Origin of the sequence: Pseudomonas sp. NPDC086251 (assembly GCF_044746405.1) — a bacterium.
Classification (GTDB): Bacteria; Pseudomonadota; Gammaproteobacteria; order Pseudomonadales; family Pseudomonadaceae; genus Aquipseudomonas.
In genome coordinates this window covers 1-22,557 of the sequence record NZ_JBIVBY010000020.1, presented here as the reverse complement: position 1 = coordinate 22,557, position 22,557 = coordinate 1, and the positions used below count along the sequence as shown (strand labels likewise).

The 22,557-nt window shown below is 60.6% G+C and carries 17 protein-coding genes; 5 read left to right on the top strand and 12 right to left on the bottom strand.

Annotated features, from left to right (window positions below):
• Positions 1–48 precede the first annotated feature (48 nt).
• The 3 genes from ACIPL2_RS22135 to ACIPL2_RS22125 all read right to left on the bottom strand — a co-directional run bounded on the left by ACIPL2_RS22135 (position 49) and on the right by ACIPL2_RS22125 (position 4,438).
• Entirely contained in the window at positions 49–1,182 is a 1,134-nt protein-coding gene (locus ACIPL2_RS22135) for a branched-chain amino acid ABC transporter substrate-binding protein (RefSeq protein WP_401359672.1), read from the bottom strand.
• Positions 1,183–1,546: 364 nt separating this feature from the next.
• Positions 1,547–2,830, bottom strand: a complete 1,284-nt coding sequence (locus ACIPL2_RS22130; RefSeq protein WP_401359670.1) for an NAD(P)/FAD-dependent oxidoreductase — start codon at positions 2,828–2,830, stop codon at positions 1,547–1,549.
• A 117-nt stretch (positions 2,831–2,947) separates the two neighbouring features.
• Complete coding sequence (locus ACIPL2_RS22125) at positions 2,948–4,438, bottom strand: aldehyde dehydrogenase family protein (RefSeq protein ID WP_401359668.1); 1,491 nt, start codon at positions 4,436–4,438, stop codon at positions 2,948–2,950.
• Between the two features lie 183 nt (positions 4,439–4,621).
• On the opposite strand from ACIPL2_RS22125, the gene ACIPL2_RS22120 reads away from it, so the two are divergent.
• The 3 genes from ACIPL2_RS22120 (at position 4,622) to nadE (ending at position 7,830) form a co-directional block, all read left to right on the top strand.
• Positions 4,622–5,533 carry a LysR family transcriptional regulator gene (locus ACIPL2_RS22120; RefSeq protein ID WP_059405793.1) on the top strand — a complete coding sequence of 304 codons (912 nt, stop codon included), beginning with the start codon at positions 4,622–4,624 and terminating at the stop codon, positions 5,531–5,533.
• Positions 5,534–5,762: 229 nt separating this feature from the next.
• The gene (gene pncB, locus ACIPL2_RS22115) at positions 5,763–6,998 is read left to right on the top strand and encodes a nicotinate phosphoribosyltransferase (RefSeq protein WP_401359664.1); all 1,236 of its coding nucleotides are present in this window, start codon (positions 5,763–5,765) and stop codon (positions 6,996–6,998) included.
• A 4-nt stretch (positions 6,999–7,002) separates the two neighbouring features.
• Positions 7,003–7,830, top strand: coding sequence for an ammonia-dependent NAD(+) synthetase (nadE, locus tag ACIPL2_RS22110; protein WP_401359661.1), 828 nt, complete (start codon positions 7,003–7,005; stop codon positions 7,828–7,830).
• 166 nt (positions 7,831–7,996) lie between these two features.
• Here nadE and azu read toward each other — a convergent pair whose 3' ends face one another.
• Positions 7,997–8,443, bottom strand: coding sequence for an azurin (gene azu, locus ACIPL2_RS22105; protein ID WP_401359659.1), 447 nt, complete (start codon positions 8,441–8,443; stop codon positions 7,997–7,999).
• A gap of 343 nt (positions 8,444–8,786) precedes the next feature.
• Here azu and ACIPL2_RS22100 point away from each other — a divergent pair, with 343 nt between their 5' ends.
• Positions 8,787–9,374, top strand: coding sequence for a TIGR00730 family Rossman fold protein (locus tag ACIPL2_RS22100; protein WP_401359657.1), 588 nt, complete (start codon positions 8,787–8,789; stop codon positions 9,372–9,374).
• Positions 9,375–9,442: 68 nt separating this feature from the next.
• Complete coding sequence (locus ACIPL2_RS22095; protein WP_007947526.1) at positions 9,443–9,631, top strand: hypothetical protein; 189 nt, start codon at positions 9,443–9,445, stop codon at positions 9,629–9,631.
• Between the two features lie 234 nt (positions 9,632–9,865).
• Here ACIPL2_RS22095 and ACIPL2_RS22090 read toward each other — a convergent pair whose 3' ends face one another.
• The 8 genes from ACIPL2_RS22090 to rpsR all read right to left on the bottom strand — a co-directional run.
• Positions 9,866–10,756, bottom strand: a complete 891-nt coding sequence (locus ACIPL2_RS22090) for a transglutaminase N-terminal domain-containing protein (RefSeq protein ID WP_401359655.1) — start codon at positions 10,754–10,756, stop codon at positions 9,866–9,868.
• Positions 10,756–13,242 (bottom strand): circularly permuted type 2 ATP-grasp protein, encoded by a 2,487-nt coding sequence (locus tag ACIPL2_RS22085; protein WP_401359653.1) that lies wholly within the window; start codon positions 13,240–13,242, stop codon positions 10,756–10,758. Before ACIPL2_RS22085 ends, ACIPL2_RS22090 begins: the two co-directional genes overlap by 1 nt.
• Positions 13,243–13,330: 88 nt before the next feature.
• Positions 13,331–16,606 (bottom strand): DUF2126 domain-containing protein, encoded by a 3,276-nt coding sequence (locus ACIPL2_RS22080; protein ID WP_401359650.1) that lies wholly within the window; start codon positions 16,604–16,606, stop codon positions 13,331–13,333.
• A 367-nt stretch (positions 16,607–16,973) separates the two neighbouring features.
• On the bottom strand, positions 16,974–19,277 hold the full coding sequence (locus ACIPL2_RS22075) for a YgiQ family radical SAM protein (RefSeq protein WP_401359648.1): 2,304 nt from the start codon (positions 19,275–19,277) through the stop codon (positions 16,974–16,976).
• 215 nt (positions 19,278–19,492) lie between these two features.
• Positions 19,493–20,887 carry a replicative DNA helicase gene (gene dnaB / locus ACIPL2_RS22070; RefSeq protein ID WP_059405803.1) on the bottom strand — a complete coding sequence of 465 codons (1,395 nt, stop codon included), beginning with the start codon at positions 20,885–20,887 and terminating at the stop codon, positions 19,493–19,495.
• A 121-nt stretch (positions 20,888–21,008) separates the two neighbouring features.
• Positions 21,009–21,455 carry a 50S ribosomal protein L9 gene (rplI, locus tag ACIPL2_RS22065; protein ID WP_003197251.1) on the bottom strand — a complete coding sequence of 149 codons (447 nt, stop codon included), beginning with the start codon at positions 21,453–21,455 and terminating at the stop codon, positions 21,009–21,011.
• A gap of 19 nt (positions 21,456–21,474) precedes the next feature.
• Positions 21,475–22,368 carry a hypothetical protein gene (locus ACIPL2_RS22060; RefSeq protein WP_401359646.1) on the bottom strand — a complete coding sequence of 298 codons (894 nt, stop codon included), beginning with the start codon at positions 22,366–22,368 and terminating at the stop codon, positions 21,475–21,477.
• 36 nt (positions 22,369–22,404) lie between these two features.
• On the bottom strand, positions 22,405–22,557 hold a 153-nt coding region (rpsR, locus tag ACIPL2_RS22055), incomplete at its 5' end, for a 30S ribosomal protein S18 (protein ID WP_401359939.1).

Sequence of the window (22,557 nt, the reverse complement as noted above, 5' to 3'; positions counted from 1 at the left end):
TGTTCTTTGATTGCCGGCGCCCAAGGCGCCGGAAATCAGCCGTTCATATCACTTCTGTTTTTCCAGTTGGTGGTATTTGCCGTCCTTGTCCCACTGGTAAACCACGTAGTCGGAGACTTTCAGGTCGCCCTTGGCGTCCCAGGTCTTCTCGCCCATCACGGTTTTGACCGGGTTCTTCTTCAACCACGCAGCCGCTTCTTCGCCCTTGTTGGACTTGGCGCCGTTGAAGGCAGCCGCCAGGGTCTGGACCGAAGCGTAGGCGTACAAGGTGTAGCCTTCAGGCTCGGTGCCTTTCTTGCGGAACTCGTCCACCACGGTCTTGCTGTCTGGCAGCAGGCGTGGGTCGGCACCGAAGGTCATCAGCACGCCGTCGACGAATTGCGGACCGCCGGCCGTGGTCACCAGTTCGTCGGTCACGATGCCGTCGTCGGACATGAACTTGACGTCTTTGAGGCCTTGTTCACGAAGTTGACGAACCAGAGGACCGGCTTCCGGGTGCAGGCCACCGAAGTAGACGATGTCGGCGCCAGCGCCACGGATCTTGGTCACGATGGTGCTGAAGTCTTTCTCGCCACGGGTCAGGCCTTCATACAGCACTGGCGTTACGCCGCGCTTGACCAGTTGCGCCTTGGTGGCATCCGCCAAGCCTTGGCCGTAGGTGTCCTTGTCGTGCAGCACGACGACTTTTTTACCCTTGAGCACGTCGACGATGTAGTCGCCGGCCACGATGCCTTGCTGGTCGTCACGCCCGCACATACGGAACATGGCGCTCAGGCCGCGTTCGGTAACGGCCGGGTTGGTGGAACCTGGAGTGATGGCGATGATGCCCGCTTCGTCGTAGATCTCGGAGGCCGGGATGGTCGACGAGGAGCAGAAGTGACCGACCACGCCGGCGACTTTCTGGTTGGTCAGGTCCTTGGCGACCGTCACAGCCTGTTTCGGTTCGCAGGCGTCATCGCCCTTGACCAGTACGATTTTTTCCCCGTTGACGCCGCCCGCTGCGTTGACCGCATCGGCCGCAGCTTGTGCACCCTTCATGTATTGCTCGCCAAATGCCGCGTTGGCGCCTGTCATCGGGCCCGCCACTCCGATTTTCACGTCAGCCTGTGCAAACGCAGAAACACCCAACGCAGCTGCCACTGCGAGGGCCAGAAAGCCTTTCTTGTAAAACGTCTGGGACATGAGGTGGTGCTCCAAGGTTTTTTTTTAGTTGGCACTGCGACTTCCTGAATGCTCAGAGCAAGGGCCGTGCCATCGGTTTTTTATTCTGAAAAAAGTCACTGCTTTATTGTTATTTTGACTGTTTCGAGCCCATTTTCATTGGGCGTGCAACCGTCTAAACCGCGGAAGGTGAAACCATTTATTTTTCAAGGCGCAACCCTAGTGCGCCATCATTGCAACCGCGGCGCGAAACGGCGTGCAACCAGCCTGTAACAGCGTGCGTCACCGAAGTGCACACTGCTGGTGCGCAACTGCTACAACCCGCACCTTTTACAGGCTAGTCGCTGCGCCGAAAAGCGCCGCTTCCAGCAACATATTTCAACAATCAAATAACGATCCGCAGGCACTGGCCTGCGTGATACAGCGAAAACCCGGCCTCGTACAGACAGCTGCGCAATCCTGCGCCAGCCAGTGGCTGCATGGGTGCGAAAGGAATCGGTAGCGCTTGCGGATTTCCGTTGCACAAGTAATCGGCAAAGGCTTTGCCGACGACAGTGCCCGTGGTCACGCCCCGACCGTTATAGCCGGTGACTGCCACTAAACCGGGCGCAGGCTCGAACAGACGCATCAGATGGTCGGGGGTGAAGGCGATGCATCCGGTCCAGGTGCACTCCCATTCCACCGGTTTGAGGTAAGGGAAATAGTGCTGCTGAACCCGATCGGCCCAGGCCTTGAGGAACCAGGCCGGCTTTTGATTGCCGTTGCCCAGGCTGCCGAGCAACAGCCGACCGTCTTTGTCGCGACGAATGCTGCTGAGCACCTGACGGGTGTCCCAGGAACCCTGGCCACCGGGAAGGATTTGCTGCGCGGCGTCTTCGGTCAGCGGGACCGAAGCGACTTGATAGTAGTAACCGGGGAAGAAATTGCGCCGAAGCTCCGTCCAGTCTCCTTCGGTATACGCGTTGGAAGCGATCACCACTTGCTCGGCCAGCACCGAACCCTGAGCGGTCTGCACCGACCAGCGCTGGCCCTGACGCTCAAGTCGGGTCACCGGAGAATGATCGAACAATTGACCACCGAGGCCGATGGCCGCTTTCGCCAGCCCCGTGGTGTAGGCCATCGGATTGAGCGTGCCAGCACGTCGATCGAGCAACGCGGCTGCAATCTTTTTGGTGCCGGTTGCTTGCTCGCAGGCTTGGCCAGTCAGTAGTTCAACCGGGGCGCCGCGACGTTTCCATTGTGCTTCACGACTGCGCAAGTCGGCTTCGCCACGGGCGTTGTGCGCCATGTGCAGCGTGCCTTCGCGGCGCAACTGGCAATCGATGTTGTATTTGTCGACCAGGCTGAACACCAGGGACGGTGCTGCACCCAGCATGCGGTTGAGCTGACTGCCAACCGCTTCGCCGAAACCGGCTTCGATCTCGTCCGGCGGTATCCACATGCCGGCGTTGACCAGCCCGACATTGCGCCCCGAACCGCCATGGCCGGCGCGATGCGCTTCCAGCACACAGACGCTTTTGCCCTGTTCCAGCAAATGCACCGCCGCCGACAGGCCGGTGAAACCGGCGCCGATGACACAGACATCCACCTTCACCTCGCCCTTGAGCGCCGAGTTGTCGGGCCTTTGCGGCGTCAGTTTTTCCCACAGACACTCTTCGCGTAACGGCATTGCCAGACTCCAACAGAAACCTAACAAACAACAAAGCAAAAGCTTCGCGGGCAAGCCTCGCTCCTACCGGGATCACATTGAACCTGTAGGAGCGAGGCTTGCCAGCGAAGGGGCCTATCAGTCGAACGTAATGCCCTGAGCCAACGGCAACTCCAGCGAATAGTTCACGGTGTTGGTCTGACGGCGCATGTACCCGCGCCATGCATCCGAACCGGACTCACGACCACCGCCGGTCTCTTTCTCACCCCCAAACGCGCCGCCAATTTCCGCGCCGCTCGGGCCGATGTTGACGTTGGCGATGCCGCAGTCGCTGCCGACCGCCGACATGAACTGTTCGGCTTCACGCACGTCGGTGGTGAAGATGCACGAGGACAGGCCTTGTGGCACCGAATTATTCAGGCGCAACGCCTCGTCGAAATCGTTGTAACCGACCACGTACAGGATCGGCGCGAAGGTTTCATCGCGGACCACGTCGCTCTGCTCAGGCATTTCAACGATGGCTGGCGAAACGTAGTAAGCGTTCGGGTATTGGTCTTCCAGCTGACGCTTGCCGCCGAACACACGGCCGCCTTCGCTCAAGGCTTGTTCCAGCGCGTCCTGCATGTTTTCGAAGCTGTGCTTGTCGATCAGTGGACCGATCAGATTGCCCTCAAGCGGGTTGCCGATGCGGACTTTGGAGTAGGCCGCCTTGAGACGGGTGACGATTTCTTCCTTCACCGACTCGTGGGCGATCAGGCGACGCAGGGTGGTGCAACGCTGACCGGCCGTGCCGACGGCGCTGAACAGAATGGCGCGCACGGCCATGTCCAGATCGGCGCTTGGGGCAAGGATCATCGCGTTGTTGCCGCCCAGTTCCAGAATGCTGCGGGCAAAACGTGCGGCGATTTTCGGCGCCACTTCGCGGCCCATGCGGGTGCTGCCAGTGGCGCTGATCAGCGCGACACGCGGGTCATCGACCAAGGCTTCGCCGGCATCGCGACCGCCGATAATGACTTGGCTCAGGTGCGGTGGCGCGTCGCTGAAGTTCTTCAGGACGCGGTCGAACAGCGCCTGGCAGGCCAGTGCGGTTAGCGGGGTTTTTTCCGACGGCTTCCAGATCACCGGGTTACCGCAAACCAGTGCCAGCGTGGTGTTCCAGGCCCAGACCGCCACCGGGAAGTTGAACGCGCTGATCACGCCGACGATGCCCAGCGGGTGCCAGGTTTCGCGCATGTGGTGGCCAGGGCGCTCGGAGGCGATGGTCAAACCGTACAGCTGACGGGACAGACCGACCGCGAAGTCGCAGATGTCGATCATTTCCTGCACTTCACCCAGGCCTTCCTGAGTAATCTTGCCGGCTTCCCACGAGACCAGCTCACCGAGGTCGGCCTTGTATTCGCGCAGGATGTCGCCCAGTTGGCGCACCAGTTCGCCACGGCGCGGAGCCGGGACCTTGCGCCACAGTTCGAACGCATGATCTGCACGACTGATGTGCTGCTCGACTTCAGCGGCACCTTCCCAGTTCACGGCGGCGATCTGGCTGCCGTCGATAGGCGAATGCACCGGCACTTTGCCGTTCTGGTACAGGGCCGGGTTCACACCAAGACGATCAAGCAATGCGGCAACCATGGGTCACTCCTCGAGCAAAAAACAGAAAACGTCCAGCCGGAAAATCACGACTGATCAGACCTGTAGTTTTAGCGCCCCTGAGGTTACCCAACAAACGACCTTTAAGAGAGATATCATTCCGTTTATTCATGCTGCGAATCTGCCGGTACAAAAAGCAGAGAGAAACAAGAAAAAGGACCACCCATGCTGAATAAACGTTACTTGCCGTCGATCACCGCGCTGCAGTGCTTCGAGGCCGTCACCCGGCACTTGAGCTTCACCCGGGCCGCCGAAGAGCTGAACCTGACCCAGAGCGCCGTGAGCAAACAAGTCGCGCAACTCGAAGAATTGTTACAGCACTTGCTGTTCCGCCGAGTGCGTCGACGCCTGCAAATGACTCCGGCCGGCGATTTGTACCTGGTGGAGGTAAGAAAAATCCTCACGCAGGTCGAGATGTCGACCCATTACCTGCGCTCCTACGGCGGTGAAACCGAAGTCTTGCGCGTATCAACGCCCCCGACCTTCGGCGCGCGCTGGCTGGTCCCTCGCCTCAAAGGCTGGCGCCTGCGGCATCCGTCGATCCATCTGGACCTGTGCAGCGAGCAAGAGGCCGACGATCTGCTGCAAGGTCGCAGTGACCTGGCGTTCTATTTTGGCCAGGGCTCACGGCCCGGCACCGAATGCCTGAAGCTGTTCGGCGAAGAACTGGTGCCGGTCTGCGCACCTGGCAGCCTGCCGGACACGCCGTTCACCGACCCGACGCAACTCACCGACCTGGTCCTGCTGCAAAACGCCTCCCGGCCCCAGGCCTGGCATGACTGGTTCGACAATCAGGGCTACCACACCGAACACAGCTACCACGGCCCGCGTTTCGAAACCTTTTATATGTGCATCCGCGCAGCGCAAGTGGGCTGTGGCGTGGCGCTGCTGCCACGGTTTCTGGTGGAAGAGGAATTGGCCGACGGCAAACTGGTCATTCCCTGGCAGCATGCCATGCCCAGTTCCGACGCCTACTACCTGGCGTACCCGGAACACTCGGCGGAAGTGCCCAAGGTGCGGGATTTTGTGAAGTGGATGCTGGAGCAAGTCGACAGCCCGGATACACCGAAAACTTGAAGGTCCACACAACCCCTGTGGGAGCGAGCCTGCTCGCGAAGGGGTCGGCACATTCAACATCCATATTGACTGACACACCGCTTTCGCGAGCAGGCTCGCTCCCACAGGGATGGCCAGCGCCTAAAAAAACGCTGGCAATCCCCACCATTGATATGCGCCACTAGCGCCATTCATTGGAACAGCTGCAACGTCGCTGCCAAGCGCCGCGGCCAGCCTGGAGAAACCCTTTATGAGCGAGAGCGTATTTGGCGATCGCATCGTGCAGAACCTGCTCGACACCGACTTCTACAAACTGACGATGATGCAGGCGGTGCTGCACAACTACCCTAACGTCGAAGTCGAATGGGAGTTTCGTTGCCGTAACAGTGAGGACCTGCGCCCGTACCTGGCGGAGATCCGTTTCCAGATCGAGCGCCTGGCCGAGTTGAGCCTGAGCGCCGACCAGCTGAGTTTCATGGAGCGCATCAGCTTCATGAAACCGGACTTCCTGCGGTTTCTCGGGTTGTTCCGCTTCAACCTGCGCTACGTCCACACCGGCATTGAAAACGGCGAGCTGTTTATCCGCCTGCGCGGGCCGTGGCTGCATGTGATCCTGTTCGAAGTTCCGCTGCTGGCAATCGTCAGCGAAGTGCGCAACCGCTATCGCTACCGGGAAATCGTCCTGGAGCAGGCCCGCGAGCAGCTCTATCGCAAGTTCGACTGGCTGACCGCCAATGCCGGCAGCGACGAATTGTCCGAATTGCAGGTAGCCGATTTCGGCACTCGCCGGCGCTTTTCGTACCGCGTGCAGGAAGAAGTGGTGAACGTACTCAAGCACGACTTCCCCGGGCGTTTCGTCGGCACCAGCAACGTGCACCTTTCCCGCGAGCTGGACATGAAACCGTTGGGCACCATGGCCCACGAGTGGATCATGGCTCACCAGCAACTCGGCCCGCGTCTGATCGACAGCCAGATTGCCGCCCTCGATTGCTGGGTTCGCGAGTACCGCGGCCTGCTGGGGATCGCCCTCACCGACTGCATCACCACCGATGCCTTCCTCGGCGATTTCGACCTGTATTTCGCCAAGCTCTTCGACGGCCTGCGCCACGACTCCGGGGATCCGGTGATCTGGGCCGAAAAAGCCATCGCCCACTATCACAAGCTCGGCATCGACCCGATGAGCAAGACGCTGGTGTTCTCCGACAGTCTGACGCTGCCCAAATCGCTGGAAATATTTCGCGCATTACGCGGTCGGATCAATGTCAGCTTCGGCATCGGCACCAACCTGACGTGCGATATTCCGGGTGTCGAACCGATGAGCATCGTGCTTAAAATGGCGGCCTGCAACGGCCAACCGGTGGCAAAGATCTCCGATGAGCCTGGCAAGACTCACTGCAAAGACCCGAATTTCGTCGCCTATTTGCGACATGTTTTCAAAGTACCTGCCGCCCTTTCCAGCACATCAAGCATTACTAGCAAGGAGTGAATTCATGCAAGCCGAACAGCGTGAGATTGCTGAGCAGCTCAAGGTTCAACCGCCGTTCGCCGACCAGGCCGCCCTCAAGGCTGAAGTCGCCCGGCGGATTACATTCATTCAGGATTGCCTGGTCAATTCCGGGCTCAAGACCCTGGTGCTCGGCATCAGCGGCGGCGTCGATTCCCTGACCGCCGGCCTGCTGGCCCAGCGCGCCATGCGCGAACTGCGCGAGCGCACGGGTGACGACCGCTACAAGTTCATCGCCGTGCGCCTGCCGTACGAAACCCAGTTCGATGAACACGACGCCCAGGCGTCGGTCGATTTCATCGCCCCGGATGAACGCCACACCGTGAACATCGGCCCGGCGGTCAAGGCCCTGGCCAGTGAAGTCGCCGCCTTCGAAGGCAAGCAGGCAGTCTCGGTGGATTTCGTGCTCGGCAACACCAAGGCGCGGATGCGCATGGTCGCCCAGTACACCATCGCCGGCGCGGCCCATGGACTGGTGATCGGCACCGACCACGCGGCGGAAGCGGTGATGGGCTTCTTCACCAAATTCGGGGACGGCGCCTGCGACCTGGCACCGCTGAGCGGCCTGGTGAAAAACCAGGTGCGAGACATCGCCCGCAGCTTCGGCGCGCCGGAATCGCTGGTGGAAAAAATCCCGACGGCGGACCTTGAAGACCTGTCGCCGGGCAAACCGGACGAAGCGTCCCACGGCGTGACTTACGCCGAGATCGACGCATTCCTGCACGGCGAGCCGGTGCGTGAAGAAGCGTTCAAGATCATCTGCAATACGTACAAAAAGACCCATCACAAACGCGTGATGCCGTTTGCACCGTAATTTCCGAGGCGTCTGATCCGACGCCTTCGCGGGCAAGCCTCGCTCCTACAGGTACAACGCTGCCCTTGTAGGAGCGAGGCTTGCCCGCGAAGAACGATGACGCGGTCAAACGTCAGGCAAAAAAAAAGCGTCCCATGTGGACGCTTTTTTTATGAGTGCGATTTGCTTACTTCAAGGTAACGGTGCCTTTCATCATCGAGATGTGGCCAGGGAACGAGCAGAAGAAGCCGTACTTCTCGGCAGCATCCAGCTTCGACACATCGAAGGTCACCGAGTCGGTTTCCTTGGCGCCAATGACTTTAGTGTGAGCGATGATGCGCGCGTCACCTTCCGGCAGGTAGTTCTTGTCGATGCCCGCGGCCAGGCCGGCGGTGGCGATCGGCTGCATGTCAGCTTCTTTGCTGAGTACCCAGTTATGGCCCATGACGTTTTTCGGCAGGCTGCCGGAGTGGGTCAGTTCAACGGTGAAGGTCTTGCAGCTTTTGTCGATTTCAATGGCTTTGGAACTGAAGGTCATCTGATCGGTGGAGTCGATCGTGGTTTTGCACTCGGCAGCCATCAATTGACTGCTGGCCAGTGTCAGCAGGGATACCGCAACAAGTTTGGCAAACATGGTGAATCTCCAAGGCAGGGTTAACAAAAGTGCGAATGGACAGAAGACTGCCTGAAAACTTCGCAAGTTCCTATGACCTGAATCAAAAATTGTATACAACTTTCGGGCTATGACACCTATCGAAACAATCTACCAGCCAGACGTCTGGGGCGGCCCTATCATCAGGTCGTCATCCCCCATCTGGAGCGCCAGTCATGTTCTTCAATAGCCTGTTGTGCAGTTTGCTCGCCGCCTACGCCTGTGGCGCCAGTGGTACCTACGAAACCCCCAAGCGCGAAGTTTAGACCTTGGAACACCGCTTGCCTGCCTTTACTCTGTGGCGATACCGACCATGGAGTAAGGCATGTCTTTAGCGTCCGTTTGTGTATTCTGCGGTGCCAGCACCGGCACCCACCCGGCTTATCGTGAAGCGGCTGTCGCCTTGGGGCGCGCATTGGCCGAGCGCAAGTTGACCCTGGTCTATGGCGGCGGCGCTGTCGGCCTGATGGGGATCGTCGCCGATGCTGCACTGGCGGCCGGCGGTGAAGTGATCGGGATCATCCCGCAAAGCCTCAAAGACAAGGAAATCGGCCACAGCGGCCTGACCCGCCTGGAAGTCGTCGACGGCATGCATGCGCGCAAGGCGCGGATGGCAGAGCTCAGCGACGCGTTTATTGCCCTGCCCGGCGGCCTCGGCACGCTGGAAGAACTGTTCGAAGTCTGGACCTGGGGCCAGCTCGGTTACCACGGCAAACCGCTGGGTTTGCTGGAAGTGAACGGTTTCTACAGCAAATTGACCGGTTTTCTTGATCATATCGTCGGCGAAGGCTTCGTTCGCGAAGCACACCGTGACATGCTGCAAGTGAGCGAATCACCGCAAACCCTGCTCGATGCCCTGGATGCCTGGCAGCCGACAGTGGTGCCCAAATGGACGGAGTTAAAACCCAGCTAACGGCTTGGCACCGATACAGGGCAGAATATGCGCCGCTCAACCTCACCTTCGACCCCAGAGGATCGCCCATGGCTAAACCTAATTATTCCTTCGCCAAACGTCAGAGAGACTTGGCCAAGGAGCAGAAGAAAGAGGAAAAGCTTCAGCGCAAGAAAGCTACAGCTGAAGAAGAAGCAGCAGCACTGAACCCGGATGCCGAAGGCGAAGTGGCTACAGACGAAACTGAAGCACCGAAAGATCAGGCGCCCGACGCCTGAGACCCTCAGGGCCCGATGATCTGATCAGGCCCACCGGATCTGTGTCCAGGGTCAGCAGTTACGCTGCTGACCCTCACAGGCCACTCTGAAATACCCCCATCCCAGAATCGCCACACATCCCGCTCTTGTAGGAGCTGTCGAGTAACACGAGGCTGCGATCTTTTGATTTTTCTTTTAAAAGATCAAAAGATCGCAGCCTCGTGTTACTCGACAGCTCCTACAAGGGGGAGTGGGTTACTCCAGTGGCATCACGGTGACGCGGACTTCCGGGTCGTGGTTGCCGCCGCCCAGGATTACCCCGCGCAACGGCGAGACGTCGGAGAAATCCCGGCCCCAGGCCAGGGTGATGTGCTCCAGCGCCGGTTGCACATTGTTGGTCGGATCGAAATCGACCCAGCCCAGCACCGGGCAAAACACCGAGACCCAGGCATGCGATGCGTCGGCGCCGATCAGCCGAGGCTGGCCCGGCGGTGGCTGGGTCAATAGGTAGCCGCTGATATACCGCGCGGCCAACCCACGGGAACGCACGCACGCGAGCATCAGGTGTGCGAAGTCCTGACAAACGCCGCGTCGGCGCTCCAGCACTTCCACCAACGGCGTCGCCACTTGGGTCGCCTCGGCATCGAAGGTGAATTCGCTGAAGATCTTCTCCATCAACGCCTGAACACCCAGCAACAGAGGTCGCTCAGCAGGGAAACAGCTCTCCGAGAACTCGACAAAGTTGCGCTTCAAGTGCACGTAGGGAGATTCGAACCGGTAGCGGCACGCTTCCAGCACTGCAGGTGTCAGCGGCTGACTGCTGTAAGTCAGCGCGCTGCGGGTTTCTTCCCAGGCCGGTGACTGATTGAAATCAAGCGCTGGCCGAGCCAGCACTTCGACGGTGAGCCGAGCGTTGACCAGCAACTCATCGTGCGGACGTTCAAACGCCAACCGTGTCAGCGGATTGCCGAACACATCCAGTTCGTCCCGACGCGAAGTCGGGTCGGGACTGATCTGCAATTGCTGCTCGGTGCAGCGCTGCCAGGCGCAGGGTCGCGGCCACAAGTGCGCCAGTTGCTGAGCCAGGGACACCGGGCTGTCGTAGTGATAATGGGTGTCGTGGAGAATCTGGTAACGGGCGTTCATCAGACGGACACCGTGCGCTGGCTGACATCATCGACATGGGCGAAATGGCGCAAGGCCAGGCGATCCGACACTTGCCCACTGGCATCGGCGATCTCTTGCAGCAGATCCGCCAGGCCTTCGATGGCGGCGCGCACGCTGTTTTCGCCAAACAACGAGTTTTCCAGACAGCCCAGATCGAAGCACGCCAGCCTTTCCACCAGCTGTGGAAGGCCTGCCTCACGGGGCACGCCAAAGTCGTCGTTCAAGCGTTTGAGCGTGCGGGTCACCAGCTTCAACTGGAACAGCACCGCGTGCGGGTTCTGCTCGTCGAGCAGCAACAGGTCCAGCACCGGAATCAGCTGCGCCACCGCCAGATACCGCGAACGGTAGGTGATGCTGCTGTTGCCCAGCTCCAGCAGCCACTCCAGCCCGGCCTGATCGAAAGCCCCGGCACCCCGCAGAAACGCCGCCAGGCTCGCGCTGAGAAACTGCAGCCGCTCGATCCGCCGGCCGATCATCAGGAAACGCCAGCCTTCGTCCCGGGTCATGTCGTCCAGGGCAAAACCGGACAGTGCCGCCAGAGACATCACCAAGCGGTTGAGGAAATCCATCAGCTCGCCGAAATCCGGCTCATCGGTTTCCAACTCCATGGCCTCGCGCTGCAACTCCACCAGCGCCTGCCAGTTTTCCCGCGAGAGTTTGCCGCGCACCTGCGACGCCGCCCACTGCAAGCGTTGCAGGTTGGAACGCAGGCTGAACGGCCAGTCATCGCCCAGCAGCGCCGCCAACAACCGCTCGGGCAGCTCGCCTTCCTCCGGCAACAGATTCAGGCGCTCGCCGAGATCGACGGCCGCCTGCAAGGCCTGCGGATCATCACCGTCGACATAGCGCGCCAGCATGATCCGCAGCAACCGCGCGCTGTCATCGCAACGTTCGCAATAGCGGCCGAACCAGAACAGGTTTTCCACCACCCGCGACGGCAGGTACGGATCACGCCTTACCAGATCATGTACACCGATCGTGCGCTGGGTTCTCCATTGCTCGCCACTTGGCGGACGGTCGCCCAACACCCAAGTGTCCTTGCTCGCGCCGCCACGCTGCATCGACACCACTTCGGCGTCAGCCTCGGCGGCCACCCGCGTCAGGCCGCCGGGCAACACCCGATAACCGTCGCGACTGGCCACCGCATACACGCGCATGCCGATGGCCCGAGGTTGCAGTTGACCGCCCTCGGCCTGCCAGATCGGCGCTTGGGACAATTGTGCGAGTTCTTGCGCGACATACGCGTAAGGCCGCGCCTGCATGCGTTCGGCCAAGGCTTGGCGCTGTTTTTCGCTCAAATCGCGGCCAAACACAGGCGTAAAGCTCTGCGAGGGGAATGCCGGTTTGATCAGCAGTTCCGGTAGTTTCTCCAATGCTTGCGCCAGCACCGGTTCTTCACCACACCACCACGTGGCAATGGACGGCAGGATCAGTTCTTCACCAAACAGGAATTGATTGATCCTGGGCAGGAAACCCAGCAACCCCGGCGACTCCAGCACGCCACTGCCCAAAGCGTTGGCCACCAGCACTCGCCCCTGCCGCACCGCTTCGAGCAAGCCCGGCACGCCAAGGGCCGAATCGGTGCGCAGTTCCAGCGGATCGCAGAAGTCATCGTCGAGCCGCCGCATGATGGCGTGGACACGCCGCAAGCCGCTCAAGGTTTTCAGGTAGACCGTGGCATCGCGGACGGTCAGGTCGCCGCCCTCCACCAGTGGATAACCGAGCTGGCGCGCCAGATAAAGGTGTTCGAAATAGCTTTCGTTGAAACGCCCAGGCGTCAGCAACACGATGAGGGGCGCTTCGTCATCGCTCGGCGCCTGACGGGCGAGCGTTTCCTGAAGCGTGCGGAAGAACCCGGCCAGATGTTGCACTTTCAAATCGCGGTACAACTCGGGAAAGGCCCGGGACACGATCGTGCGGTTTTCCAGTGCGTAACCGGCACCGGACGGCGCTTGCGTCCGATCCGCCGTCACCCACCAGCGACCGTCAGGCGTGCGCGCCAGATCCACGGCATACAGATGCAGAAAGGCGCCGTCAGGCGGCGTGATGCCCTGACACGGCCAAAGGAAGTTGTTGTGACCGAACACCAGCTCAGCCGGCAGCAGACCTTCAGCGATCAGCCGTTGCGGCCCGTACAAGTCCGCCAGCACCGCGTTGAGCAAGCGTGCGCGCTGGGCGATGCCGGCCGACAGCTGCTGCCATTCATCAGCGGCAATCACATGGGGCAACAGGTCCAGTTCCCACGGCCGATCGGCGCCCTTGGGGTCGGCGTAGACGTTATAGGTCACGCCGTTTTCCTGGATCTGCCGGGTCAGCAGCGCCTGACGCTGCGCCAGTTGCGCTGGCGTGCTGCGTTGCAATTGGTCGAACAGCCGCCGCCAGTGCGGGCGCACCGCGCCGCTGTCGTCGAGCAGTTCGTGATAAGTGCCCGCCGTCAGCGGGTAGCGGTCTAGCAGGTCAGGCATGGAAAGCTCGGCAGACAGCAAAGAACGGTCAGACTAACGCAGGCTCATGACGCCCGGATAGACGAAAAATCCGAGCGTCGCGTACGGTTTAGAAACGTCGTAAATCGAGAGTGAACGGCAGCTCGTCGTTCCTTTCCAGAATCGGTATAGGAAGTTTCCCAGGCGTGTGTCCGATACGGAAGAAACGCGCCATTCGCCGGCTCTCGGCCTCATTGGCGTTCACCGGCAGACTGTCGTAGTTGCGCCCGCCCGGATGGGCGACGTGGTACTGACAGCCACCCAGCGAACGCCCCATCCAGGTGTCGAGCAGGTCGAACACCAGCGGCGCATGCACGGGAATGGTGGGTTGCAGGCAGTTGGCCGGTTGCCAGGCGCGGAAACGCACCCCAGCGACAAATTCCCCAACCCGCCCGGTTGGCTGCAATGGCACCGGAATGCCGTTGCACGTCAGCAAATAACGCTGCGGCGCCAGGCCGGTGAGCTTGACCTGCAAGCGTTCCAGGGACGAGTCGACGTAACGCACCGTGCCACCGACGGCGCCCTCCTCGCCCAACACATGCCAAGGCTCGAGCGCCTGACGCACTTCCAGCTCGATACCGCTGACCGCGTAATCGCCGACCTTGGGAAAACGGAACTCCAGATGCGCGGCAAACCACTCGGCCCGCAGCGGATAACCGGCCGCGTTGAGGTCGACGATGACGTCGGCGAAATCCTGCTCGATAAAGTGCGGCAACAGGAAGCGGTCGTGCAGTTCAGTGCCCCAGCGCGCCAGTTTTGGCGGCGCATAAGGCTCGCGCCAGAAGCGTGCGACCAACGCCCGCAACAACAATTGCTGAGCCAGGCTCATGCGCGCGTGGGGCGGCATCTCGAAGGCGCGCAACTCCAGCAATCCAAGGCGCCCGGTGGCGCCATCCGGCGAGTAGAGCTTGTCGATGCAAAATTCGGCGCGGTGCGTGTTGCCGGTAACGTCGATCAGCAGGTTACGCAGCAGCCGATCCACCAGCCATGGCGCGCATTCCTCGCCCGGCTCGGGCATTTGCGCAAAGGCGATTTCCAGCTCGTACAGCGCATCGTTACGCGCTTCATCGACGCGTGGCGCCTGGGACGTCGGGCCGATGAACAGTCCGGAAAACAAGTAGGACAAAGACGGGTGGTTATGCCAGTAACTGATCAGGCTGCGCAACAGATCGGGCCGCCGTAGAAACGGTGAGTCCGCTGGCGTCGCGCCACCCAGTACAAAATGGTTACCGCCGCCGGTGCCAGTGTGCCGGCCATCGATCATGAATTTTTCGGTGGTCAGTCGGGTCTGGCGTGCTTCCTCGTAGAGAAATTCGGTGCGCTCGACCAGTTCATCCCACGTCGCGGACGGCTGAACGTTGACCTCGATCACGCCCGGATCGGGCGTGATGCGGAAATTGCTCAGGCGCGGATCGCTTGGCGGTTCATAGCCCTCCAGCAACACCGGGCAATGCAATTCTTCGGCAGTGGCCTCGATCGCACTGACCAGCTCCAGATAATCCTCGACGCGCTCCAACGGCGGCATGAACAGGTACAACCGGCCTTCCCGCGCTTCGGCGCAGAACGCCGTGCGCGTTAGCCAGTCGGCGGATTCGTCGATCTTCGGTGCACGCTCCTCCGTCACGGCAGCGGCGCCTTGGCTCTGAATTTGTGCCGTGTCCGGCAGTGCAGGGAATTCCTGATTCGGGTCCACTGGATGAATGAACGGGTACTCCGCCGCTTTCACCCAGGGCTGCGAGCCGAGCGGCAAGCGATAGCCCAACGGTGAATCCCCCGGCACCAGCCGACAGTGTTCCTCGCGCAGGTACCAGCGGCCGCTCTGCCACTGATCACCCTTGGCGGTGCGCGCCAGCGGCAGCACCTGGCCGATGACTTTATCGAGGCCCTGGCTGAAGACTTTTCGCAAACGCGCGCGCTCCAGCGGCTCTTCCAGACGTGAGTCTTCAGCGCTGACGTTCTGCGGCAAGGTGCCTTCGCGCCAGAGGTAATAGAAATTGTCTTCGTAGGCCGGGAATACAAAGCGCGTGGGAATTTTCAGGCGCTCGGCGACACTCGCCAGGAAACGCCCGGCCAGTTCACCGTTGGCGCCGTAGTCGTGCTGCTCATCGGCGATCAGCGCGCTGTTGTGCCAGATCGGCACGCCATCGCGGCGCCAATAGCAGTTCAGCGACCAACGCGGCAGTTGCTCGCCGGGGTACCACTTGCCTTGGCCGAAATGCACCAGGCCCTTCGGCGCGTAGTGTTTGCGCATGCGCTGGAACAGTTCGGCGGACAGACGACGTTTGTCCGGCCCCAGCGCGGCGGTGTTCCACTCGGCGCCGTCCGGGTCATCGATGGACACGAACGTCGGCTCACCGCCCATGGTCAGGCGCACATCGCCTTCGAGCAGGTCGGCATCGATCTGCCGTCCCAACGCCTGGATCGCCAGCCACTGGTCTTCGGTGTAGGGCTTGGTGACTCGTGGCGCTTCCCAAATCCGTTCAACGGACATTTCGTGGGTGAATTCGCACTCGCACGGTTCCACCAGGCCGCTGATCGGTGCCGCTGAGCCCGGATCGGGACTGCACGCCAACGGAATGTGTCCTTCACCGGCGAACAGCCCTGACGTCGCGTCCAGGCCGATCCAGCCGGCGCCGGGCAAATAGACCTCACACCAGGCGTGCAGGTCGGTGAAGTCCACTTCAGTGCCTGACGGGCCGTCGAGGCTTTTGACGTCGGCGGTGAGTTGAATCAGGTAGCCGGAAACGAAACGCGCCGCCAGCCCGAGGTTGCGCAGCAATTGCACCAGCAACCACGCCGAGTCACGGCAAGAGCCAGAGGCCTGTTCGAGGGTGTGCTCCGGCGTTTGCACGCCCGGTTCCATGCGAATCAGGTAGCCGATGTCTTCGCTCAGGCGCTGATTGAGCGCGACGAGGAAATCCACACTCGGCAGCGGCGTGCGGTCGATGCCCTGCAGATACGCCTGGAACTTCGGCGTCAGGGGCAAGGTTTCCAGGTACGGCGCCAGCTCTTTGCGCTCATCCGCCGCGTAGGCGAAAGGGATCTTTTCGGCGTAGGGCTCGAGGAAGAAATCGAACGGATTGAACACCGCCATCTCTGCCAGCAGGTCGACTTCGATCCGCAGCTCCGAGGTTTTCTCCGGGAATACTAAACGCGCCAGGTAGTTGCCCTGGGGGTCTTGCTGCCAGTTGATGAAATGCTGCTCGGGCGAGACCTTCAGCGCGTAGGACAGTATCCGTGTGCGACTGTGGGCGGCCGGGCGCAGGCGAACGATCTGCGGACCGAGCTCGACGGCGCGGTCGTAGCGGTAATGCGTGACGTGGTGCAATGCGACATGAATCGACACGGCGTGCCTCCTGCGAGCCTTAAGCGTATTCGAAAGCGCGCAAGACTTATGCCATCCAGCAGCGCTGGCGCTTTCACAGATTTGCCTAGGGCAGTACAGCACCAAAACCGGGCGATGCAGGAATTTGATTGGGGCGGATTGCACGAATATGTGGCGGTCGGGGACTGACAGCCAGGATTTGTAGCGGCTGTGCCGACCTCTTCGCGAGCAAGCCCGCTCCCACATTTGATCGCGGTCTAATGTGGGAGCGGGCTTGCTCGCGAAGAGGCCAGTAGCCCTAACCCACCTTTAGGAGCGTGGGAACGATCAGTGTATGAAACGAAAACGCCAACCCGAAGGTTGGCGTTCTGTTCAGCTCAAGCGCGGCTTAGCGCGGTACGACCGGCTTACGCGCAGGCTTGGGGCCTTTGCCTTTGGCCGCGTCCTTGCGTTCCTTGGCCGCCTGCTGGTTGCGGGCAAACGCCGCTGCCTTGGCCTGTTCACGCTTGTCCCACGGGTTGCCGCCATCGCTGGCGCGTGGTGGCAGGCCGGTGTGCTGGGTCAGGATCTTGGTGGTCTTTTCCCCAGCGACTTTGTGGCTGCCAGCCGGTGTCGAGTTCTTGCGACGGGCGCTCTGGTAGCTGTCGGTCGCTGGCTGATGCAGCGGGATCAACTGGTTCTTGCCCGGCCCGATCAGGTCGGCACGGCCCATGCGGGTCAGCGCTTCACGCAGCATCGGCCAGCCTTTCGGGTCGTGATAACGCAAGAACGCTTTGTGCAGGCGACGCTGCTCTTCGCTCTTGACGATGGTCACGGCGTCGCTCTTGTAAGTCACCTTGCGCAGCGGGTTCTTGCCCGAGTGGTACATCGCGGTGGCGGTGGCCATCGGCGACGGGTAGAACGCCTGCACCTGGTCGGCCCGGAAGCCGTTGCCCTTGAGCCACAAGGCCAGGTTCATCATGTCTTCGTCGGTGGTGCCCGGGTGGGCCGCGATGAAGTACGGAATCAGGTACTGCTCTTTCCCGGCTTCCTTGGAGTACTTCTCGAACATGCGCTTGAACTTGTCATAGCTGCCGATGCCCGGTTTCATCATCTGATTGAGCGGACCTTCCTCGGTGTGTTCCGGGGCGATCTTCAGGTAACCACCAACGTGGTGGGTCACCAGCTCTTTAACGTATTCCGGCGACTCGACCGCGAGGTCGTAGCGCAAGCCGGAAGCGATCAGAATCTTCTTCACACCCGGCAAGGCACGGGCGCTGCGATACAACTGGATCAGCGACGAGTGATCGGTGTTCAGGTTCGGGCAGATACCAGGGAACACGCACGAAGGCTTGCGGCACGCGGATTCGATTTCCGGGCTCTTGCAAGCGATGCGGTACATGTTCGCGGTCGGGCCGCCGAGGTCGGAAATGACGCCGGTGAAGCCTGGGACCTTGTCGCGGATCTCTTCGATCTCGCGAATGATCGATTCTTCGGAACGGTTCTGGATGATCCGGCCTTCGTGCTCGGTGATCGAGCAGAAGGTGCAGCCACCGAAGCAGCCACGCATGATGTTCACCGAGAAGCGGATCATGTCGTAGGCCGGGATCTTTTCCTTGCCGTACGCCGGGTGCGGAATGCGCGCATAGGGCATGCCGAACACGTAGTCCATTTCTTCGGTGGTCATCGGAATCGGCGGCGGGTTGAACCAGACGTCGACTTCGCCGTGCTTCTGCACCAGCGCACGGGCGTTGCCCGGGTTGGTTTCCAGGTGCAGCACGCGGTTGGCGTGAGCATAAAGCACCGCGTCGCCACGGACTTTCTCAACCGACGGCAGACGAATCACCGTCTTGTCGCGGGTCATTTTCGGGCTGGCCAGAATCTGCACGACCTTGGCTTCGCTCGGGTCCTCAACCGGACCCTTTTCCTGCTCGATGGCGCAGGCCTGGGTGTCCTGGGTGTTCACGTACGGGTTGATGATCTTGTCGACCTTGCCCGGACGGTCGATACGCGTGGAGTCGACTTCGTACCAGTCTTTCGGCGTGTCACGACGAATGAACGCGGTGCCGCGCACGTCGGTGATGTCTTCGATCTTGTGACCGTAGGACAGACGCTGGGCGACTTCGACGATCGCGCGCTCGGCGTTGCCGTAAAGCAAAATGTCGGCGCAGGCGTCGATCAGGATCGAGTTGCGCACCCGGTCCTGCCAGTAATCGTAGTGGGCGATGCGGCGCAGGGACGCTTCGATGCCGCCAAGAACGATCGGCACGTTCTTGTAGGCTTCCTTGCAGCGCTGGCTGTAAACCAGGCTCGCGCGATCCGGACGTTTGCCCGCCAGGCCACCGGGGGTGTAGGCGTCATCGGAACGGATTTTCTTGTCGGCGGTGTAGCGGTTGATCATCGAGTCCATGTTGCCGGCCGCGACGCCGAAGAACAGGTTCGGCTCGCCGAGCTTCATGAAGTCGTCTTTTGACTGCCAGTTCGGCTGGGCAATGATCCCGACGCGGAAGCCTTGCGACTCCAGCAGCCGGCCGATGATTGCCATGCCGAACGACGGGTGGTCGACGTACGCATCACCGGTGACGATGATGATGTCGCATGAATCCCAGCCAAGCTGATCCATCTCCTCCCTGCTCATCGGCAGGAATGGCGCTGGACCGAAACATTCGGCCCAGTACTTGGGATAGTCAAATAACGGCTTGGCTGTTTGCATGACGATGACCGGTGTTGAGATGAAAAATCGCGGGCGCGGAATATAGCACAAAAAATAACCAATTCCGACGGCTATGGTCGGAAATTGGTGGCGACCCCATTCGCGGGCAAGCCTCGCTCCTACAGGTTACGTGTTGTTCGCGCAATCGTGGCTCAACACATGACCTGTAGGAGCGAGGCTTGCCCGCGAAGAGGCCCTATCAGACGCTACACAACTTACTCGTCGTCGAAATTGTAGCTACCCGGCGCCAGGTTTTCGAAGCGGGTGTACTTGCCGATGAACGCCAGTCGCGACGTGCCGATCGGGCCGTTCCGCTGCTTGCCGATGATGATCTCGGCGATGCCTTTATGCTCGGTTTCCGGGTGATACACCTCATCCCGGTACACGAACATGATCACGTCAGCATCCTGCTCGATCGCTCCGGATTCCCGGAGGTCGGAGTTGATCGGGCGCTTGTTCGGTCGTTGCTCCAGGGAACGGTTGAGCTGGGACAACGCCACCACCGGGCAGTTGAATTCCTTGGCGAGGGCCTTCAAGGAACGGGAGATTTCGGAAATCTCGTTGGTCCGGTTATCACCGCCGGAACCCGGGATCTGCATCAATTGCAGGTAGTCGATCATGATCAGGGCGATGTCGCCATGCTCACGCACCAGGCGTCGGGTCCGCGCGCGCATCTCCGACGGGCTGATACCGGCCGTATCGTCGATGAACAGCTTGCGGTCGTTGAGCAGGTTGACCGCCGAGGTCAGGCGCGGCCAATCGTCGTCGTCCAGGCGACCGGCCCGGACCTTGGTCTGGTCGATCCGGCCGAGGGACGACAACATACGCATGATCAGCGATTCGCCTGGCATCTCCAGCGAGTAGACCAGTACGCACTTGTCGCTGCGCAGCACGGCGTTTTCCACCAGGTTCATCGCAAAGGTGGTTTTACCCATGGACGGACGGCCGGCGACGATGATCAAGTCAGACGGCTGCAGGCCGCTGGTCATCCCGTCGAGGTCGGTGTAGCCGGTGGACAGACCGGTAATGGCGTTGTCGGTGTTGAACAAGGTGTCGATGCGGTCGATGGCCTTGGTCAGCAAGTCATTCACGCTCACCGGGCCGCCGGTTTTTGGCCGGGCCTCGGCGATCTGGAAGATCTGCCGCTCGGCTTCGTCGAGAATCTCTTCCGCAGTGCGGCCTTCCGGGTTGAAGGCGCTGTCGGCGATCTCGGTCGCGATGCCGATCAGTTGCCGCAAGGTCGCCCTCGCGCGAACGATCTGCGCATAGGCCTTGATGTTGGCGACGGACGGCGTGTTTTTCGCCAGTTCGCCGAGGTAACCAAGGCCACCGACTTGCGAGGTCTGACCTTCCTTGTCCAATTGCTCGGCAAGGGTCACGACGTCGATCGGTGAGTTCCGGTCGGCCAGTTTGGCGATCGCGCGGAAGATCAAACGGTGGTCATGCCGATAGAAATCGCCGTCCGAGACTTGATCGAGCACGCGTTCCCAGGCGTTGTTGTCCAGCATCAGGCCACCGAGCACGGCCTGTTCGGCCTCGATGGAATGCGGAGGCACCTTCAGGGAAGCGGTTTGCAGGTCATATTGCTCAGGAGCGGAGATATCGTTCATGGCCACTTGGAATTAGAGGTGAAAATCAGGAACTGCAGAAAGACAAAGGGCACGACCTGTAAACAGGATCGTGCCCGATGTTACCGGCAAGCACCCGAGGGTGCCAGCCGACAAGTGCTGCTTAAGCTGCTACCACGACAACGCGTACGGTGGCTTCAACTTCGGCGTGCAGGTGCACGGCTACGTCGAATTCGCCTACGTTGCGGATGGTGCCGTTCGGCAGACGAACTTCGCTTTTTGCCACTTCAACGCCAGAGGCGGTCAGTGCATCAGCGATGTCGTGAGTACCGATCGAACCGAACAGCTTGCCTTCGTCACCAGCGGTGGCAGTGATAGTCACTTCCAGCTCAGCCAGTTGGGCGGCACGGCTTTCAGCCGAAGTTTTACGATCAGCTGCAGCTTTTTCCAGCTCAGCGCGACGCTCTTCGAACGCAGCCAGGTTGGCAGCAGTCGCAGCGGTAGCTTTGCCGTAAGGCAGCAGGTAGTTACGACCGTAACCAGCCTTAACGTTCACTTTGTCACCCAGGTTGCCCAGGTTGGTGACTTTTTCCAGAAGGATCAGTTGCATGTGAAAATCCTCTTAACTTTTAACCTTCACCGTTCGCGCTATCGGCATCTTTCGGTGCCGAACGACCGCGAAAATCAATCAGGCTGTCGACGATGGCCAAGACCACCAGCAACGGATAGATCAGCTGCATAAACAGCAACAGCGTGACGTACAACCCCACCAGCCAGAACCTGGCCAGTCGCTTTTGCGCCACCAGCCCATGAATCAGGGCTAGCCCGGCGAATACCAGCGGTACACTGCACAACGGCGTCAACATGGCCATCTGCGGGCCGATATTCGGCCCCAGAAGCATGAACGCCAGCAGCAACATCGCCGGCCCCAGCGGGAATCGGATGGCGCGAAACTCGCGACCAAAACCACCCGGGTTGTACAACAACGCCTGCCAGTAGCGCCCGACAATCAGGCTCAGCACACTGACGATTTGCAACAAGGCCGCAATCAGGCCGGTCAGGACCGGTGCAATCAGGGACGCAAAATGCGCTTGCTCGTCTGCCGACAACTTCTCGTAGACATCACCGAGTAGCGACGGCATGACTTTTATCAACGCCTGCGCCAGCATCTCGATTTGGGGACCAAAAGCCGTCCCCAGCACCACTGAAAACACCACTCCCATCGCTATGCTGACCAGCAGCACGCGGTTCCAGGACTCACTTGCGCGCAAAACCAACGCAAGGCTCCAAGACCCCAGCAACACCAGAAGTGAGCGTGGGTCATCGGCGTAAAGCCACCAGATCAATGCCGGCAGCAATCCCAGAGCAAGAACGCTCGAGGCGTCCTTCAATCCGCGCCGCAGGAGCACGAAGCATCCAGCGGCAGCACCCAACCAATACAACAACGGCAATGCCGCGCATCCAGCCACTACCAGAGTGGCCTGCATACGGCCGCGCATGATGAACTCAGCTATGGCACGCATGCTTTCAATCCTTTGCTACGTGTCGACTGCCCGGTCTCAGCGGCCGTGGCTGTCGGTGTAGGCCAGCAGGGCCAGGAAGCGGGCGCGCTTGATAGCGGTGGCCAGCTGACGCTGATAACGTGCTTTGGTACCGGTGATGCGGCTTGGAACGATTTTGCCGGTCTCGGATACATAAGCTTTCAGAGTGTT